Here is a 17,969-nt window from a genome sequence, read left to right as displayed (position 1 = left end):
TTTAATTTCTGAAAAAAACAGTACATTCAAAAATCCTCTTTCCTACTCCCTACCTATACAGATAATTTCAAAAATCAAACCGACTTGTTATATTTTGCTTTATGCTTCGATTTAGGTGGCGTTCTATGCGCCCCAAAGTATTTCTCACTCCGATAACGTAGCCATACACGTAACACTTGCGGAATCTGCTCTTTTTCTTCCTTAGTTAGTTTGTTGTAAAGAGCTAATGCTCGTTCACGTTCACCTCGACAAGCAGCATTATTATGAGCATCCCAATAGCTACGTGCAACGCGAATTCGCCGACAGACTTCTTTGATTAACGCTTCACCGACAAGTGGAGTTTCTTGTTTTGTCATTTGCAAGATACTGGGATTTTTCCAATGATTACTAATGATATCGTAGCGATTTTAACTAATATGAGCAAATGACAACTCAATTTTTCATAACTGCCGGACTCAACATTATTTCCTATTTACTGAATGTTTTTGGTAAGTACCGTGCTAAAGTTATTGTTCTTGCTGCCATAAATAAAGACATAGATAGCCATAGCAGATGACTATTACGGAAATACCAAGCTGTAATCGCTAAGGGAATAAAATAGAACCCGCGTAGGCGGGTTTTGTCTATGTGCAAGATGAACCGCAACTTCAGTCGCTTGGTGTAAAATATGTACACATATAAACTACAAACCGACTAATTCTCGTGATTCATAATCAGTAAGTTGTTGGGCGATCGCTAATCTTGCCTCTAACTTCGCTACACTAAACTGGTTACGCAGATATTCTAAATGCGCGATCGCATTAGCTTTTTCTACAGTCAGTTGAATTTGGGTATCCACCGCCTTTTGATATTCGTGATTCAACAGTAGCACTTCAAACCGCCGCGCCTTGCGTTGAGCATCATTTTTCAAATCCACATCAAAAGCCGCCGCGCGATCTGCATTTCCTTCAAAGCGGTTAATTTGCTGCTGTACAGCCATCAACTGCGAGTCTAGTTCATTTACACGTTGAGCAGCCTGAGCGATCGCAGATGGATAATGATTCATTTGCATCATCAAATAATCTTCCTCTAAAAATCTCAATTCATCACATAGCAAAAGACATATCAGAAGTATGTCTAAATACTTCTATTTCTCTGCTTTCAAACTTCTTGTGGAGTAGTGAAAAAATAGTCACATCTTGAAATCAAAAAGATGCTTTTTGGCGTAGAAGACTATAACCTGTACTTGATATATCTATTATAGTAAAAATGTACTTAAATTGCCACAAAAAACCGTCTTTACAGACTAGAGTTATACAGAAATTAGTTAAAATTTCCGCTCAAGGCATTCCATCTCCCTTGTCCCCCTCTTATCCCTCAATGACGGCATAGACCAAAGACCAATTACGTAATCTTACTTAATATTATCTCAACAGAGTATTAGTAAAATTTTAATCATCACCTAAATTTATTGGGTTAAGTAAATTTTCGGTATTACTCTCAAAACCAGTGCTTATCAACTCCCAAACCAGACTAATTGCAAAAGCAAATTTTGGTTTTTTCAGTAAAAACCAAAATGAATAGGCGATTTTAAATTTCTAGTCCTGATTTACTTTTCCCTACTCCAATTTACGCAATCAGTCTACACCAGCCTCATCTAACTGGTGTCTCTCCAAAATTGTCATTAATTGTTCCCATACCCAAAAAAGCACTGTTCCTAACAGCGCCGTCATTTTGCGTGTTTAGCGAAAGTAAGCAGCCAAAAAGCTTGCTCATATTGCTGACACAACCAAAACCAATAGGAGTGAGATAAACAATGGCTACCTTTAACGTCACCAACACCAAAAGCAGTGGTCTTGGTTCATTACAGCAAGCAATCTTAAATGCCAACGCCTCAGCCGGTAAGGACTTAATTAGATTTACAGGCGGACTCTTCACCGACAACATCGCCGATACTATCAGCCTTGGCGGTAGTAGTTTGCTCATCACCGATGACTTAAGTATTGATGGCAGAGGTTCAAACTTACTGACAGTTAGCGGTAACTACAATTTTGCTCAAGATAACAACATATCTCGTGTATTTGAAATTGCTAACGGCATCACTGTTGACATTGAAGGATTAACAATTGCTAATGGCTATGCGACAGATACAAGAGGAGGTGGCGGCGTTTACAATGCTGGTAATCTGACATTAAGAAACGTCACCATTAGCAATAACTTTTCTGGTGGTCAAGACAGTTCCGGCAACAATGGTGGTGGTATCTATAATTCCAACTCTGGAGTTTTAAGGCTTAACAACAGTACAGTCACAGCTAACTACGCAGGTCAAGTTAATGCTGAGGGTACATTCTATGCAGGTGATGGGGGTGGCATTTATAACGCTGGTATCGTCACTCTTAACAACAGTGCTATTAATGGCAACTCTGCCGGGTACTACAATGACTCATATTTCCCTGATAACTTAGGCAACGGTGCAGGTATATATAACACTGGGACTTTAACAGCTAAAAACAGCACCATCAACAATAACAGAGGCACAGGTGATGGTACTGGTATCTACAGCACTGGCACTGTAACTTTAAATTCTAGCAGTGTTAATGGCAATGAATCCAGCAACCCATACTACAACGCATTTAGCGGCATTGTAAGTAATGGCAGCCTCACGATTAAAAATAGTAGTGTTAGTAATAATAGAGCAATTGATGTTAATGGTGCTTCATCTGGCATTGATAGCTCAGGCACACTGATCATCAGCTACAGCCACATAGATAATAATCAATCATATTGGTCGAGTGGAGTCATTCATTCAGGAATCCTGACAGTAACTAATAGCTCGATTAATTACAATAGCGGACGAAATTCTAGCGGACTTATTGCTACTGGTACTAGCAAAATAGACAAAACCACCATCAATGGCAACTATTCATACTACGACTTTAGTAGTGCTGGTCTTAGTCTTTCTGGTACAGCAACAGTAAATAATAGCAGCATCAGTAGTAATTCGTCAGACTACGGCAGAGCAGGTTTCAGTACTAGAGGCAACGTCACAGTGACCAACAGCACCATCAGTGGCAACATAGGAGGTTTCAATTTAGCGTTAGGATCTATTTATAGTAGCGGCATCTATAACTCTGCATCTGGCAATCTGACAGTCATTAGAAGTACCATCACTGGTAATTCCAATCCAGATGGAGCCGCAAATGGCACGATTGTTAATTATGGCACCATAACCATCATTAGTTCTACTATCAGTGATAACTTAGCAGGGTTAGGAGGTGGTATCCTCAACTACGGCACTGCATCTGTAATTAACACCACCATTAACAACAACATCGCAGGTATTGGCGGTGCCATTAACAACTCTGGCACTCTAACTGTAGTTAACAGTACCATTAGTGGCAATCAGTCATACTCCGAAGGTGGCGGAATTTACAACTCTGGTACTTTAACCGTTAGCAACAGCACGATCGCCCTCAACAAGTCTTACTATGATGAAGAAAATACTGTATCTAGCGGTGCAGGCATCTACAACGCAGCCACAGGTACAGCCACCATCAAAAACAGCATCATAGCAGGCAATAACGATGGTATTCCTGGTGCAGTTAACCCCGATGTCTTCGGTAACTTTATCAGCAACGGCTATAACCTGATTGGCAACCTTGATGGTAGTACTGGCTTTAACCCCAGCGAACAATTGCAATTCAGCATTTCCCAAGTTATTGATACTATCCTGCGTGACAATGGCGGCCCAGTCAAAACCCACGCCTTAGTTTATGGTAGTCCCGCCATTAACTCTGGTAATAACGCCGATATACCAGCCGACATTGCAGACTTAGACAGAGATGGCAATACTACCGAAGGCATACCTTTTGATCAACGCGGTAGTGGTTATAGACGTATTTTGAATGGTCGAGTAGATATTGGAGCTTATGAAGCCTCTGTAATTAATGGCACAGCATATCCTGACAATCTCCAAGGTACGGCTGCCAATGATTTGATAGCAGGCTTGAGAGGCGCAGATATGCTAACAGGAGGTGCGGGTGCAGATAGCTTTGTTTATACCAGCCTTGCTGATAGCGGCGATACAATTACAGACTTTGCCGTTGGTACAGATAAAATTGTCTTACAAGCACTCTGGCGGAGTTTAGATTTGAGCAACTTGAACTTCGCCACAGCCATTGCTGGCGGTTACTTACAGTTGCAAACATCAGGAACAGACACCTCAGTTTTAATTGACTTAGATGGTACTGCTGGTCAACGTGTGGCTTTGGAGTTAGTAAGGTTACGCAATGTATCTGCTAACGCTTTGAACGACTCTAGGAATTTTGTGTTTTAAAGTCATCAGCATACAGATGTTGAAATGCAGCGTCTGTATGCTGATAATTCGCTACGCTGCTTCTCTCATTGGCGATTGAACAGCCACCTCTGGAAAAGACAGCGAAAGTTGTTCAGCTTGCGGTACTGCGGCTTGTTCTAATACCTGTATTTCAATATTTACGCTGATTAAATAACTTCCTGTATCAGCACCAACTGCTTCGGCAATTAATCGGGAGAAGTCTGGACGTTTTGCAGTCAGTGGGTCACGTAAAATACAGCGATCCCATTCGTGCTTGGCAGTTGGATTGAGGTTGAGAATGTAATGCTTGATCATAGTTGCACTGCACTAGGATTTGTGGATGCTATATCTATTATAGTACAAATGTACTGCATTGCCCAGAGGTTGTTTTACTTGCCAATTAATTTAGGTGGGCAATTTTGCCCACCCAACAAGATTTTGACTATTGACCATTAACTGGAAGAGGCAGGGGAAAGATTCTCCCCTCTGCACCCTGCCCCCTGCTCCTTTTCCTCTTATTGACCATTGACCATTGATTCATTCCCTTTACCATTCATCTGTGCATTCAATACCTGTGCATCATTTACCCAGATGGCTTGTTGTGGTACTGGGATATTAATTCCGGCTTGGTCAAGGGTGATTTTGAGGCGGCGGCGATATTCGCGGGCGACATCCCATTGTTTAAGAGGTTGGGTTTTAATCCACACACGAATAATTAAACCGCGATCGCCAAAATTATCAATACCCAAAACCTGCGGAGTCTCGATAATTTGATGTTTCCATTGTAAATCTTGATCCATCTCTAAAGCGACTTTTTTAATCAAGTCCAAAGCATGGTCAATATCAGCTTCATAGGCGATAGGAACAGTTAAATCGGCGCGTGACCAACGGCTAGAGAGGTTAGCGACAATTTTAATTTCACTATTGGGAATGGTGATTAAGCGTCCTTCAGAATCACGCAGTTGTGTCATCCGCAAGTTGAGATTTTCCACTAAGCCGCCCACATTGCCCACATTAATCACATCACCTAAAGCATACTGGTCTTCCAGGATAATCAAGAAGCCGTTAATGGCATCTTTAATCAGGTTTTGGGAAGCCAAAGATACAGCCACACCAACTAAACCTGCACCTGCAAGTAGAGGAACAATATCTACCCCCAGAGAAACAAGGGCGAATAAAATCCCAACTCCTACCCAGATAATAGTGATAATACTTTTAGTCACGCCTGAAAAGGTAGAGACTCGTAAACGTAGACGTTCAGAAGTATCGGAGGTTAATAAAACCCCACTACTGATGAGTGTCGTTGTGAAGCGATCGATTAAAGCATAGCTGAAACGGGTAGCGACATAAGTCCCCAAGGCCACAACAGCGAGTTTTAAGGGAATTTGCGCCGCCGAGAGTATGGCTACTTGCAACGGCCGAGTGTAGGGAAATAGCCCCAAAATCAGAAAATTACCCCCTCCCCAAATTCCAGCTTGAGTCAACTGAAACAAACGCTTCTTTACTTCTTGAAAATGACGATGTTGCTGTTGATTCAGTTGAGTCGTAATTGGTTGCGCTGTCGAAGAAACTGATGGAGCTGGCTGTGCTGTTTCTTTACGAGAGCGACGCTGCCAATAATATACACCCCAACTTGTGATCACCATCACCAGGCCAATGCCAGCAGAAATTTTACCTTGATTGAGCAGATATTGAGTTTGTCGTTCTTGTTTTGCCCGTTGTAAGTCTTCTTGTAAAGCATCAGCAATTTGATTCGCTGAGATCAGCTGATCTTCTTGTCTAAGTTCTGCATCCTCAGAGGTGACAGTCATCAGATATTCACCATTTACCTGAATGACGGGTATTTCGTTAACTTTCCGCACCTCTACCTTGATTTCTGTTGCTGAGGATTGAAAGTAATTCTGGCTAATTTGATTCAAGTTTCGCTGAATATTTTGTAAACGCTCTGGCAAATTAGTTTTGGTGGCGCTGATTTGAAATAAACGACGACCATCTAGATAAATCCAGCCAGAAACATTTCTATTCTCAGATTCATTACTCAGACTGCTGGGAGTTTGCAACAGTGGTAACAACGGAATCTGAGCAGTTACTGGTGTTACAGCAACAACAGAGACTGTTATTGAACCAAAAATTGCCAAAAAATGCCAACGCACTCCAACACCTCCTTGAAGAAAATCTATTTTTGATTACTTACTTAGCCATACTCCAAAATTGACTTTAGTAATTGTACCTATCTAAAGTTAAGTTTTCTGGTTAAAGATTGCAAATTATGACATTTGCTGTTGTTTAAGTCTTTAGATAGATGACAAATAGATTCATCAACTTTTGGATATAACTGAGCAGAATATGTGATTATACTCTCACAAAAAATAAATTAAACCAAAATCCCAATAGCTTGTTATTTTTGAGTTCGGTTTCGTTTCACTCACTACATCTCAACTAATACAGGCAGATAAAGTAGTTGTAGTTAATGCCCAATCAAAATTGTTCTTGAGCAATATTCATGCTTTAAAAATCAGAGCTTTAGTTTAAAATATTGAACTTAAAGGGCTAATAATACTTCATGCGTCGAGATTCAATATTTTACAAACTATTTCAACAATCTCCTACACTCTTATTTCAATTATTAGCAACACCACCCAGCAATGCAGAAGCATACAGATTTGATTCAGTAGCCGTCAAAGAACCCAAATTTGAAATTGATGGTGTGTTTCTCCCGCCAGAAAATCAAGGTGCGGGAGTTGTGTACTTCTGTGAGGTACAATTCCAAACAGATGAACAGCTTTACGAAAGAGTATTTGCTGAATCTGCACTCTACTTTTACCGCAATCGTGCTAGATTTAGCGATTGGCAAGCAGTCATCATTTATCCATCACGCAATATCGAACAAAGTGACATTCATCCACATCGTTCCTTCCTCAATGGTGGACAAGTGCATCGAGTGTATCTGGATGAATTAGGCAATATTCGCTCTTTACCGATATGGATAGCGTTGATGGTGTTGACAACTCTAGAGGAAAATCAAGCGCCAGAAGAAGCGAGATATCTGTTAAATAAAACTCGCCAAGAAGTCACAGAGCCAGGGAATCAAGCCATAATAGAGATGATTCTCACGATTATGGTGTACAAGTTTGAACAATTAACCAGAACGGAGGTTGAGTCAATGCTGGGAATTACACTCAAAGAAACCAGAGTTTACCGAGAAATTAAAGAAGAAGGACGTGAAGAAGCAACAGTTAATCTAGTTATTCGGCTCCTAACCAAGCGGTTTGGCGAATTATCGGAAGAAATGCGCTCTAAAATTGCTGGTTTGCCTTTGCCTGTTCTGGAAGATTTGAGCGAAGCATTGCTAGATTTTACCAGTTTGGCTGATTTACAGGCTTGGTTAGACAAGTGATAGATTAAATGAGAACAGTCGGATTCATCGAATCTTATCGGAAAAATGGGGTAGGGGAATTGTAGAGTAATCTATAGTTCTAGAATCTAACTACCCTCATCGTTACATAATGAACGCTGAAGCAGCATTAGCATGGTTAGAGACCATCATTCCTGCTCAAACTGGGGAACGGTTGAGCGAATTGCAGAAAGTTATTCTTCAGCAGGTTTGGTTGGGTAGAAAATATTTAGATATTGCCCATGCTTACGGCTGTACGGAAGGACATGTTAAGGATGTTGGCTCACAGTTATGGAAGTTACTGTCTCAGGTATTGCGACAGAAGATTACTAAAAGTAATTGTCGCGCTACTTTGGAACGAGTTCTGAGAAAAACTTCTGCAATATCAGGGTTGATTAATGAGTCATTATCACCGCCACAAACTGTCCCCAGATTAGAAGATACTAATTTTATTGGGCGACAAGATGCGATCGCTCATTTGAATACTCTGGTAAATCAAGGCGCGAAAATAATTGTCATCCAAGGTGAGGGAGGTTTAGGCAAAACGACTCTCGCCCAGCAATATCTACAAACCCAGGGTTTTGACTTGGTTTTAGAATTATTAATGGCGAAGGAAAGCCAAAATATCACTGCGGCGGAACGAGTGGTAGAGGAATGGTTAAAACAAGACTTTGGGGAAGAACCGGGGATAGAGTTTGGCGTAACATTAGGACGATTGAAGCGCCAACTGCATAATCGGCGCATTGGAATTTTAATTGATAATTTAGAACCCGCATTAGATCAGCAGGGAAAGTTAATTGCACCTCACCGCAGCTATGTAGAACTATTGCGGGTTTTGGCTGATGTGCGGGTGCAGGCTGTCACCTTAATTACTAGCCGCGATCGCTTGTGTGAACCAGGGTTGAATGTCCATCATTATCGGCTTCCCGGTTTAGATCAAAGCACTTGGCTAAAGTTTTTTAGCAACCGTGGGCTAACGATTAATCTTTCTACTTTGCAACAAATACATCGTACTTACGGCGGGAATGCCAAAGCAATGGGTATTTTGTGCGGTGCAATGCAGGAGGATTTTGGCGGTGATATGAGTCTATATTGGCAAGCAAATCATGATGATCCTTTAGCCGCCACCGATTTAAAAAATTTAGCCGTTAGCCAAATTAATCGTCTACAAGCCCTTGATGCTCAAGCTTATCGTTTGCTGTGCCGTTTGGGTTGTTATCGCTACCAAGATATCCCTACGATTCCATCTCCAGGGCTGTTTTGTTTACTTTGGGATGTTCCTCCGACTGAACATCGTCAAATTATTGCTTCTTTAAGAAATCGTTCGTTAATAGAGTGCAATCAAGGTGAATATTGGTTACACCCGGTAATTCGCGCCGAAGCGATCGCCCGGTTACGTACTAGTGATGAGTGGGAAATTACAAATCATAAAGCTGCCGAATTTTGGACAGCTAGTGTTACACAAATCGCTACGTTTGAAGATGCTTTACAAGCTTTAGAGGCATACTATCATTACATCGAAATTCATGAATTTGAGTTAGCAGGTAAAGTTATTCTCAAAAGTCGCAATAATCAATGGCAACAGTTTTTACCTTTGGGTAGTACGTTATATCGTATGGGATTAATTCAGCCTATTTTGACGGCAATTAATCAAGTAATAAATAATGTTGAATCAGAAGAAAATATTATTGAATTATACAATATTTTGGGCGATTTGTATTGGATAAACGGGAAAATTAATCAAGCGATCGCCTGTCAAGAAAAAACTATCAATTTAGCCACACAAGCACTAAAATCACTTGTACCGCAGTTAGAGAATAAACATCAAGTCTATTATCTGCGAATGTTAGAAGTCGATTCACTGTTAAGTATTGGTCTTTACAAAATAGACTTATGGGAACTAGAATCAGCCCTCAAGTTATTTCAACAAGTAATTTATCTAGCTCAAAATACCGCACATCATCGCTGGGCAGAAAAAGCCTCTGTATGTTTAGCATTAGTTAATTCCTATTTAGGATTTTGTGATGTGGCTAATGAATTAGCAAATGCAGCTTATGAAAATATTGCAAATGAAAAATTACTCAAGACAGGAAGATTTGCGTATTTCATCCAAATTTTAGGTCAAACATATCTCAATTTAGGTAATTTATCTCAAGCTAACCAAATTTTTCAGCAAGCGTTGACTTTTGCAGAAGCAGGTCATTATATGCAAGTTAAGGCAAAAACATTAAATGGTTTAGCAGAAATTTATCGCCAACAAAAAGACTATCAATTAGCCCTTGTGCATCATACAGAAGCCATCGAACGTTTAGAGCAAATAGGTGCTAAATGTGACTTAGCAGAAGCGTATTTTCAGTTAGGTTTAACTTATCAACAACTCGCCAAGGCTGATATCAGCCAAATGTATTTTCAGCAAGCAATTCAGTTATTTACGGAAATCCAAGCACCGAAGCAAGTTGAGAAGATATATAAAGGTTGGTCTGTTGAGAATAGACAAGGATGACAAAGAGGACAAGGTAGATATAGAATTCTAAATCATTTATGAAATTCTCTTTCTTCTCTTTGTTTTCTTTCTTTGTGTCCTTTGCGTCCTTTGCGGTTCGTTAAAAACAATATTTTTTCACAACTCAGACAGGATTGCTATAGAAGTGTGGATAATTTATTGTTTGGAATACCCTAAACACGAAACATAAAAAAGCATGGTATTAATTAACTAATACCATGCCCATCAAATTATCCAGTAAATCTAGCGTGCCATGCCATGAGCCGAAGCGGCATCAATTGGCTTCATGAAGTACAACTTCAAGAACTGCCAACCATTGGAGACGTATAATGGCAACTTCTGGAAGAATTGTAAGAATTTAGGTGTTTTGGAGTTAGCGATCGCGCTCAATTTTTCGTTATTCTGAACACATAAATCTAGGCGATCGTAAAACTCTGGATTTTCCACATCCAACATTACCGGGAAGACTCTACCTGCGGTTTCATTGGTTTTCTTGATGACGTAGATATCATATTCCCGTGCATCTAAACCAATAGAAGCATAAAAGTCTTTGCGCTGTAAATCATTGAGATACATTGTCACAAATACAGACAACAAGAAAAAGCGACTCCAAAGTTTTGCTTTCCAGTCGTTCAGCATTTGTGGCTGCGCTCTCATGATGGCATCAAAGAAGTCACCATGACGGTTTTCGTCTTGACACCAGTTTTCAAAGAACCGGAAAATTGGATAAATTCTGTCTTCGGGATGCGATTCTAGATGGCGGTAAATGGTGATATAACGCCAATAACCAATTTTTTCGGAAAGGTAAGTGGCGTAGAAAATAAATTTTGGTTTAAAGAAGGTATAATTGCGGCTCTTTGTCAAAAACCCTAAGTCAAGAGACAAATTAAAGTCTGACATCGCTTTGTTCAAAAAGCCGGCGTGACGTGCTTCATCCCGTGACATCAGGTTGAAACACTCAGCTAGGACGGGGCTTTTATCTTTTAAACGACGGCCTAATTCTTTGTACAGCAAGAAGCCAGAAAACTCTGCTGTACAAGAACGCTCTAGAAATTCAATGAACAACTGGCGAGTTTCCCCGTCGATGTGATCCCAGGATTGTTCAAACTCGGCATCCCGAACGAAGTGATGGCGGTTATAGTCAGCGCGGAACTCTTCTAAGATGGCGATTAACTCATCTTCGTTTACAGAGATGTCCATCCGCGCCATCTCATCAAAATCGGTAGTATAAAACCGTGGTGTTAATAAGGTTTCTTTTGCCGGGACTTTAATCCCTGGCCGTATTTCTTCAAAGCCTGGTTTTTTGAGGGAATCTACCATGTCTTGATTGCCACGAGTGTCTTTATTATCTTGATTACGCCCTTCGGGTTTTGCAGTTTAGACTGCTTAACCTGAAAGTCAATGGTAATACTTTCATTGGGCGCAGCAAAGGACAATAATTAATTTGTATAAAATTCAGTCTACCAAGGTGTAGAGGAAAACTGGTATGTGAAACGTTAAGAGTTGCAACAACTCTACATAAATCCTCCAAGCTTTTTCCCAGCAACTCTGAACAATCGGCAGTTATTTCATCGTTCTTGCTTTGGACAAGCATAAGGATTGGACTTTAAAAGATTTTCCTCAGCCCCAGATGCGTGAGAAATCAGGGTAACTTCACCCGCGCTATTGAAACGCCAACCATTAGCAGGTGCGATCGCCACTGTTTTTTCCATAGCAGGTGATTTAATATTTGTGGGTTGATTTCGCCTAGCTGTCATTTCTCGCGTGCGAGTATCTGACCACACCACATCACCACCCAAAAGTTCGTAGGGGTTAGCAGGTAAACCACCACGTCCTGTTACCACAAATTGACTATTGTTATTTTCGTCTTCTTGTGAACAATCAGCAGCTAGTAACGTTGAACTGTCGACAACACTAGTTGGTAATTCACTGAACCCCTGAATCGGATCAACTTGTAATGTATTAATAGTCACCTCTCCATTGATTCCTAGTTGAGAACTAGCAGTAATATCACTAAATTGCGTATTTCGGAAGCGTGACGCAATCCCAAAAATGCTTTGTGCGGTAATATCTACTCTGCCACCTCTACCATTAAAAGCATTGGCGCTAATATCGCTATTTTCCCCAGGAACAGCAATTAAAAATTTAGTTTTGATGTTGATGTTTCCGCCATTACCGCCTGCGTTAGCTGTACCTGCATTGGCAGAAATACTACTATTATTTCGCAGCAATACAACATCTCTCACGTTGAGGTTAATATTTCCGCCTGCACCAGCCGTTGTTCCTGTTGTAATTGTTCCCTGATTATCCAGCCGTAAAAAACGAGTATTAACTGTTATATCACCAGCATTAGCGCGTTCAGTTCCGCGCACACGCGCAAATAAACCACTATTAGCACCGTCATTACTAATTGAGTTAATACCAAATTCTGCCACACGTGCTGCAAAAGTCGGGTCACTACCACTAATGTTCACTCTATTCTTTGCTTCGATGGTAATGTTCCCTGCATTTCCAATATTGGAAGCACTGGTTAAAATTTGACCACCACTAACTAAGTCAACGGTATCGGCAATAATATTAATGTTACCACCCCTACCACCGCTACTACTACTAGCACTAACTAATGCTCCATCTGTTATCTGCAAACTACGAGTTTTAATATCAATATTCCCCGCTTTACCAATCGCATTACCCACAGTGTCAGTCAATAATCCTGAAGAGGAAAATCTGAATCTTGGGTCTGAAGAAAATCCTAGCAGTTTGACCGAATCAGTAGCATTAATTTGAATGTTTCCGCCATTTCTTGACCCAGTAGTTATAGATGAAATTGCTGCACCATTCGTTAAAGTTAGGTTTCTAGTATTAATATCAATTAGTCCAGGACTAGCCGTTCCATCTACAGGAGTTCCAATAAAACTCCTGTTATTCAATAATATATTTTGAGCATTAATGATTATGTTGCCAGAAATACCCGCATTGAAGGCAGATGAGTCTAAAGAGGAAGCATCCAGAAAAATGTCTCTAGCTTGGATATTGAGGTTACTAGCATTGCCTGTACTCTCATTAGTAGTAGTAGTGCTGATGGAACTATTAGTTAAGACAACAGAATTATTAGCTCTTATCAACACTCCATCTGTATTACCTTGTCCTGAAGAAATAGCAGTTAATCTACTATTACCATTATTACTACCTAAAGAAACCGAATCACCTAGAATTTGAATACCACCTGTGTTGCCTATTGCATCACTATTAACATCACTATTAATAGCACTGTTATTTGCATAAATAGTACCCTTTGCTTCTATCAAGATTCCGCTAGTATTTCCGGTTCCATAAGTACTAGCACTCAATGTCGTATTATCCAATAATATTGAACCAGATTGAATATAGATCCCGTCAGTATTACCTATGGCTGGAAAGAATGAAGAGAAACTATTGCCTACATCACTGCTAATTGAACTATCATTCAAAAATAGTAATTTAGCTTTGATATAAATGCCACCAGTATTACCTGTGCTTGAAGTAAGAAAGTCTCCCACACTATTGGTGATGCTAGTCTGTGCAATATTTATTTTTTCTGTGGCATCAAGGATAATATCTCCCGCCTGAGTTCCATTATTGCTCAGACCACCTGTTAGCTGACTATTTATAATTTCTATATTTCTGCCATTGATGCTCAAACTACCACCACTATTAGAACTCACATTCACATTGGCAGATCCATTAATAATCAAAATATTACCTCGTGCTAAGTTATGGGCATATCTCAAACTAAGATTCTGATTATTGATATTTAATTCTACAGTTCCTCTTCCTGCTACTGCTCCTAACTCAATTCTTCCACCTGGAGCCGATAAATTTCCACCATCTATAGAGACATTACCGCCTAATAACAATAAGCTTTGACCAGGATCAACTGATAGACCAACTACAGATTGTGTGGATGGATTTTTATATCGAGATTGATTAATAATTGATGAATTACTAATTTGATTGAATAAAAAAGCCGAGGGATTAACTGTGAGTAATGTAGGATTATTAGGGACAGAAGCACTAAAAAATCCTTGATTGCCAAATGCGATCGCATTTGCTGTGGTAGCGACAAATGAGCCACCAACATTTAAACTAGCATTAGGGCCAAATAAGATCCCATTAGGATTAAGCAAAAATAAGTTTGGACTACCAACTCCAGAAGTTTTGAGAGTTCCGAAAATATCAGAACGACTGCCACCTGTTACCCGCACTAAAATATTTTGAATATTTGCACTAGTATTTATAAAATCTGCTGTGTGCATTTCAGGAATACTAAATTGCTTAAAACTATGAAACCGGTTATTACCTGCTACAGTACCTTCTGTAATTTTAAATGTTGTATTATTAGGTGTAACAACAGAGTTTTGCGGTAGTGTTGTATCTGGAACAATTTGAGCTTGAGTGACGTTTATTGTATTCAAAAAACACCAGATTATTCCACTAACTAAGCAACAATTAAAAATATAATTATTCATAATTATGTGTACTTGAGTTAATTAGGAAGTTATTTCAAAATATCTATGTGGTAAATAACTGAAAAATTATACAGATAGCTATTATTTACATATATATCGGTAGTCAAACACACTTGATTTTTTGGCAAATTTAGGGGTGAAAAGTTGTTCACCCCTACTAAATATTGATGCGAAAATCAAATCAGATTGCTATATTTTCTTGGCTAAGAAGGGCAATAGTCAGGTGAAATTTGGTAATTAACCTTATAACCTTTTAAATCCATTGTATTGGAAGTCACAGTTGGTGGAATACTAAGTCCAGAAATTGTTTGCTGCGCTTGAGTTTTGGTTGCAGCATCAGCAAACTTTACTGTTGTTGTTGTCGTGAAACATGTATTAAGATTCAGTGGTACTTCTTGTCCTGGAGCGAGTGATAAAATTTCACTTTTTTTCACACTAACTCCTTGGACTTCAACAATTACTATTCCTGCCTGACTACTAGAGTTTTTTATGGATGTTACACGCATATAGCTCCGACCTAATAGTGCTATGACAAGGGGTTTTTGCATAACTGTTTTATTGATAATTTCTATTTGTCCTGGAATTTTACTTGTAAAAGTCTCTGCTAATGCAGCATTTCCAGGAACTAGTATGATTATAGATAAAGTAACGACGAGCAATAATTTCCATAGCTGATTTAAACAAACTTGCAACATATCAACTAACTCCTGAATAACCGCAATAAATTTCGCCTATCAGTTACAAAATAATGTAATTCTCCTATATTTTGACAGCTATACTATCCGTAACATTTAGCTTATTTCACGTTATTCTGTATAACTGATTTTATAGAGAACTGAGGCTTGGATTTATACTACGGCCAAAACAGGATATTTGCTGGTTAAATTTTGTATTTTATCTAGATAAAAATAATTCAAACCAAATGAAGCATCGTAAATTTTTGGTAGCAGAAAATTAATTAAAAAAGCTCAGAAAGTAGAAGGAAAGTTGAAACCAATGTCTTCCTCTTACTGCCTGAGCAATTATTCTTTTACTAAAGCAAAGTATTGGTTTGTAACAATAGTTTACTTAGTGGCTCTTTTTACAATATCTAGTTTCTGCCAAGCCATTTTTGACTGTTCAAACGCCGCACTAAACCAAATACCAACAAATCTAGTGTAGTTTTACGTTCGTCAATTAAGAATGACTCAAGGGTACTGGGTCTTTTGCCTTCGTTGCAGGAAAAGCCTTTTTTCCCTTGAATATCTTCGTCGGGAAAATACACGTTAAATTGACGCTGACCGTTTTGCCAATTGCCAATAACTTGCCAGTATTCTTCACCGGAGGGTAAGCCAGCGATGGGCAGTTTTTGTTTAGCAAAAGTTAATTGTAAATCTTGTACGCCTTCCTCCGCGATCGCCTTTTGCAACGCTGGTATGTATTCTTGCTGGATAAACTCTGCAAACGGCTTATCTTCAACGGCTGGGGCTTTCTCTTTTTTGGCGGCTTTAGCGGCGGCTGGTTTTTCTGCACCATCGGCGGCTTTAGCAGCGTTAGGGTTAACTTTTGGGTTAGCTGCTTTGGGGTCTGGTGCGTTAGCAGTAGGTATATCTGTGGCTACTGGTTCGCTGGTACTGGGGGCTTTTGCTTCGGCGACAGTCGGAGCTTGTTTGTCAACAGTGCTGGGAGCTACCTCTCCCGCTTGATTGTGATTGGTTTCGTCTGCCATTGCTCAGGTCAATCCTTTATCTAGCTTTGAAAGCGATCGCTCACCTTTGTGTACTAATTTATCTTGATTTTGACATATCAGAGCTAGTTGATAATCAAGAGTTAATAGTCCATAGTCAAAAGTCAATGGATGCTAGTTAAATTTCCTATATTTCTAGGGAGCAAGTGTACTTTTAGTAGTTTAGGCGATCGCTTCTTGAATATCTCTGATTAATTCATCCATTCTGGCTTGAGTCGTATTCCAAGAACACATAAAACGCACTCCACCTACACCAATAAATGTATAAAATTGCCAATTTTTCTGTTTTAACTTTTGAATAACTGGCTGTGGTAGTTTAACAAATACAGCATTAGCTTCACGGGGAAACATAATTTCCACACCATCTATTTGTAATAGTTGATTTTCTAAATATTCTGCACATTGGTTAGCGTGCCGGGCATTTTTCAGCCATGCACCTGTTTCGAGTAAACCCAACCAAGGCGCAGAAATAAACCGCATTTTAGAAGCTAACTGTCCTGCTTGTTTACAACGATAATCAAAATCTTCCGCTAAATTTCGCTTAAAGAAAATAATTGCTTCTCCCAAAGCCATACCATTTTTTGTCCCACAAAAACACAACACATCTACACCACTTTTCCAGGTAATTTCTGCGGGGCTTTTATTCATCGCCGCAACAGCATTGGCAAATCGAGCGCCATCCATGTGAACTTTTAATTGATATTTTTGAGCAACTTCTTTAATTTGCCAAAGTTCTTCAATCGTATATACTGTGCCTAATTCTGTTGATTGCGTAATACTAATGACTTTAGGTTTAGGAAAATGAATATCTGTACGCTTAGTAACAATAGATTCGATGCTTTGTGCGGTTAATTTGCCATTTTCTCCTGGAGCTAGTAGCAGTTTAGAACCGTTAGAAGCAAATTCCGGCGCACCACATTCATCTGTTTCTATATGCGCCGTCTCATGACAAATCACACTATGATATGACTGACATAATGCTGCTAAAGATAAAGAATTTGCAGATGTGCCATTAAAGGTAAAAAATATCTCACAATCAATTTCAAATAGTTCCCGAAAATAGTCAGCCGCTTTTTGAGTCCATTCATCATTCCCATAAGCCGGCGCACTACCAATATTAGCTTGAAGCATATACTCTAGTGCTTCTGGACAAATACCAGAGTAATTATCACTAGCAAACTGTTCGGCGTTATTACTCATATTTTTTGGAATAGAAAATTACTGCAATATCTACAGCAGAATTCAGGAGTCAGAAGTAAGAATTCAGGGGGGAGAATAAACTCTCTACCTAGCTTTGAGAACTCAATTATGTACTTCATTCACTTGAAATTTGCTGTAATTTTTAGTTTGAACTATAGCAATCCTACACCCCCACACCCTGATACTGTTTCACTTTAAGTTTGATACAAATAGACCGCAGGGGGGCAGGGAGCAGGGGGCAAGGGGAAAGAATAAAAAAACCATGAATTTGTATCATTTTTTTCGTGAAATGGTATGACACCCAATCTTTGTGCGTAAATCCT

The 17,969-nt window shown here is 39.5% G+C and carries 12 protein-coding genes; 3 read left to right on the top strand and 9 right to left on the bottom strand.

Annotated features, from left to right (window positions below):
* Positions 1 to 74: 74 nt before the first annotated feature.
* Positions 75 to 356 (bottom strand): Precorrin-3B methylase, encoded by a 282-nt coding sequence (locus H6G74_RS20630; protein WP_190969444.1) that lies wholly within the window; start codon positions 354 to 356, stop codon positions 75 to 77.
* 326 nt (positions 357 to 682) lie between these two features.
* Entirely contained in the window at positions 683 to 1,054 is a 372-nt protein-coding gene (locus tag H6G74_RS20625; protein WP_190589715.1) for a hypothetical protein, read from the bottom strand.
* A gap of 741 nt (positions 1,055 to 1,795) precedes the next feature.
* Here H6G74_RS20625 and H6G74_RS20620 point away from each other — a divergent pair.
* Entirely contained in the window at positions 1,796 to 4,315 is a 2,520-nt protein-coding gene (locus H6G74_RS20620) for a beta strand repeat-containing protein (protein WP_190969443.1), read from the top strand.
* Positions 4,316 to 4,366: 51 nt separating this feature from the next.
* Here the strand turns inward: H6G74_RS20620 and H6G74_RS20615 are convergent, their stop codons facing one another.
* Together H6G74_RS20615 and H6G74_RS20610 are read right to left on the bottom strand one after the other, a co-directional pair.
* The gene (locus H6G74_RS20615) at positions 4,367 to 4,630 is read right to left on the bottom strand and encodes a hypothetical protein (protein WP_190969442.1); all 264 of its coding nucleotides are present in this window, start codon (positions 4,628 to 4,630) and stop codon (positions 4,367 to 4,369) included.
* A gap of 200 nt (positions 4,631 to 4,830) precedes the next feature.
* A complete protein-coding gene (locus H6G74_RS20610) occupies positions 4,831 to 6,468 on the bottom strand; it encodes a mechanosensitive ion channel family protein (RefSeq protein WP_190969441.1) in 1,638 nt (545 codons plus the stop codon).
* A 410-nt stretch (positions 6,469 to 6,878) separates the two neighbouring features.
* Between H6G74_RS20610 and H6G74_RS20605 the strand changes: the two genes are divergently transcribed.
* Together H6G74_RS20605 and H6G74_RS20600 are read left to right on the top strand one after the other, a co-directional pair.
* On the top strand, positions 6,879 to 7,712 hold the full coding sequence (locus H6G74_RS20605; RefSeq protein ID WP_190969440.1) for an Rpn family recombination-promoting nuclease/putative transposase: 834 nt from the start codon (positions 6,879 to 6,881) through the stop codon (positions 7,710 to 7,712).
* A 109-nt stretch (positions 7,713 to 7,821) separates the two neighbouring features.
* Positions 7,822 to 10,212, top strand: coding sequence for a tetratricopeptide repeat protein (locus tag H6G74_RS20600; protein WP_190969439.1), 2,391 nt, complete (start codon positions 7,822 to 7,824; stop codon positions 10,210 to 10,212).
* A 243-nt stretch (positions 10,213 to 10,455) separates the two neighbouring features.
* Here the strand turns inward: H6G74_RS20600 and acsF are convergent, their stop codons facing one another.
* From acsF to H6G74_RS20575, 5 genes are all read right to left on the bottom strand, one after another.
* Positions 10,456 to 11,532: a magnesium-protoporphyrin IX monomethyl ester (oxidative) cyclase gene (acsF, locus tag H6G74_RS20595; protein ID WP_190969438.1), complete on the bottom strand. Its 1,077-nt coding sequence runs from the start codon at positions 11,530 to 11,532 to the stop codon at positions 10,456 to 10,458.
* A gap of 248 nt (positions 11,533 to 11,780) precedes the next feature.
* Complete coding sequence (locus H6G74_RS20590; RefSeq protein ID WP_190969437.1) at positions 11,781 to 14,666, bottom strand: two-partner secretion domain-containing protein; 2,886 nt, start codon at positions 14,664 to 14,666, stop codon at positions 11,781 to 11,783.
* A 257-nt stretch (positions 14,667 to 14,923) separates the two neighbouring features.
* Entirely contained in the window at positions 14,924 to 15,415 is a 492-nt protein-coding gene (locus H6G74_RS20585) for a hypothetical protein (RefSeq protein ID WP_190969436.1), read from the bottom strand.
* Positions 15,416 to 15,810: 395 nt separating this feature from the next.
* Positions 15,811 to 16,428 carry a DUF2996 domain-containing protein gene (locus H6G74_RS20580; protein WP_190969435.1) on the bottom strand — a complete coding sequence of 206 codons (618 nt, stop codon included), beginning with the start codon at positions 16,426 to 16,428 and terminating at the stop codon, positions 15,811 to 15,813.
* Between the two features lie 180 nt (positions 16,429 to 16,608).
* Positions 16,609 to 17,646 (bottom strand): threonine aldolase family protein, encoded by a 1,038-nt coding sequence (locus tag H6G74_RS20575; RefSeq protein ID WP_190969434.1) that lies wholly within the window; start codon positions 17,644 to 17,646, stop codon positions 16,609 to 16,611.
* Positions 17,647 to 17,969: the final 323 nt, after the last annotated feature.

Origin of the sequence: Nostoc spongiaeforme FACHB-130, assembly GCF_014698475.1 — a bacterium.
GTDB lineage: Bacteria > Cyanobacteriota > Cyanobacteriia > Cyanobacteriales > Nostocaceae > Nostoc_B > Nostoc_B spongiaeforme.
The sequence above is the reverse complement of the archived record's forward strand: the minus strand, read 5'-3'. Positions and strand labels throughout refer to the sequence as shown.

Coding starts and splice junctions, on each gene's coding strand:
- H6G74_RS20630 (WP_190969444.1), bottom strand. CDS start 356: ATGACAAAACAAGAAACTCCACTTGTCGGTGAAGCGTTAATCAAAGAA.
- H6G74_RS20625 (WP_190589715.1), bottom strand. CDS start 1,054: ATGATGCAAATGAATCATTATCCATCTGCGATCGCTCAGGCTGCTCAA.
- H6G74_RS20620 (WP_190969443.1), top strand. CDS start 1,796: ATGGCTACCTTTAACGTCACCAACACCAAAAGCAGTGGTCTTGGTTCA.
- H6G74_RS20615 (WP_190969442.1), bottom strand. CDS start 4,630: ATGATCAAGCATTACATTCTCAACCTCAATCCAACTGCCAAGCACGAA.
- H6G74_RS20605 (WP_190969440.1), top strand. CDS start 6,879: ATGCGTCGAGATTCAATATTTTACAAACTATTTCAACAATCTCCTACA.
- H6G74_RS20600 (WP_190969439.1), top strand. CDS start 7,822: ATGAACGCTGAAGCAGCATTAGCATGGTTAGAGACCATCATTCCTGCT.
- acsF (WP_190969438.1), bottom strand. CDS start 11,532: ATGGTAGATTCCCTCAAAAAACCAGGCTTTGAAGAAATACGGCCAGGG.
- H6G74_RS20585 (WP_190969436.1), bottom strand. CDS start 15,415: ATGTTGCAAGTTTGTTTAAATCAGCTATGGAAATTATTGCTCGTCGTT.
- H6G74_RS20580 (WP_190969435.1), bottom strand. CDS start 16,428: ATGGCAGACGAAACCAATCACAATCAAGCGGGAGAGGTAGCTCCCAGC.
- H6G74_RS20575 (WP_190969434.1), bottom strand. CDS start 17,646: ATGAGTAATAACGCCGAACAGTTTGCTAGTGATAATTACTCTGGTATT.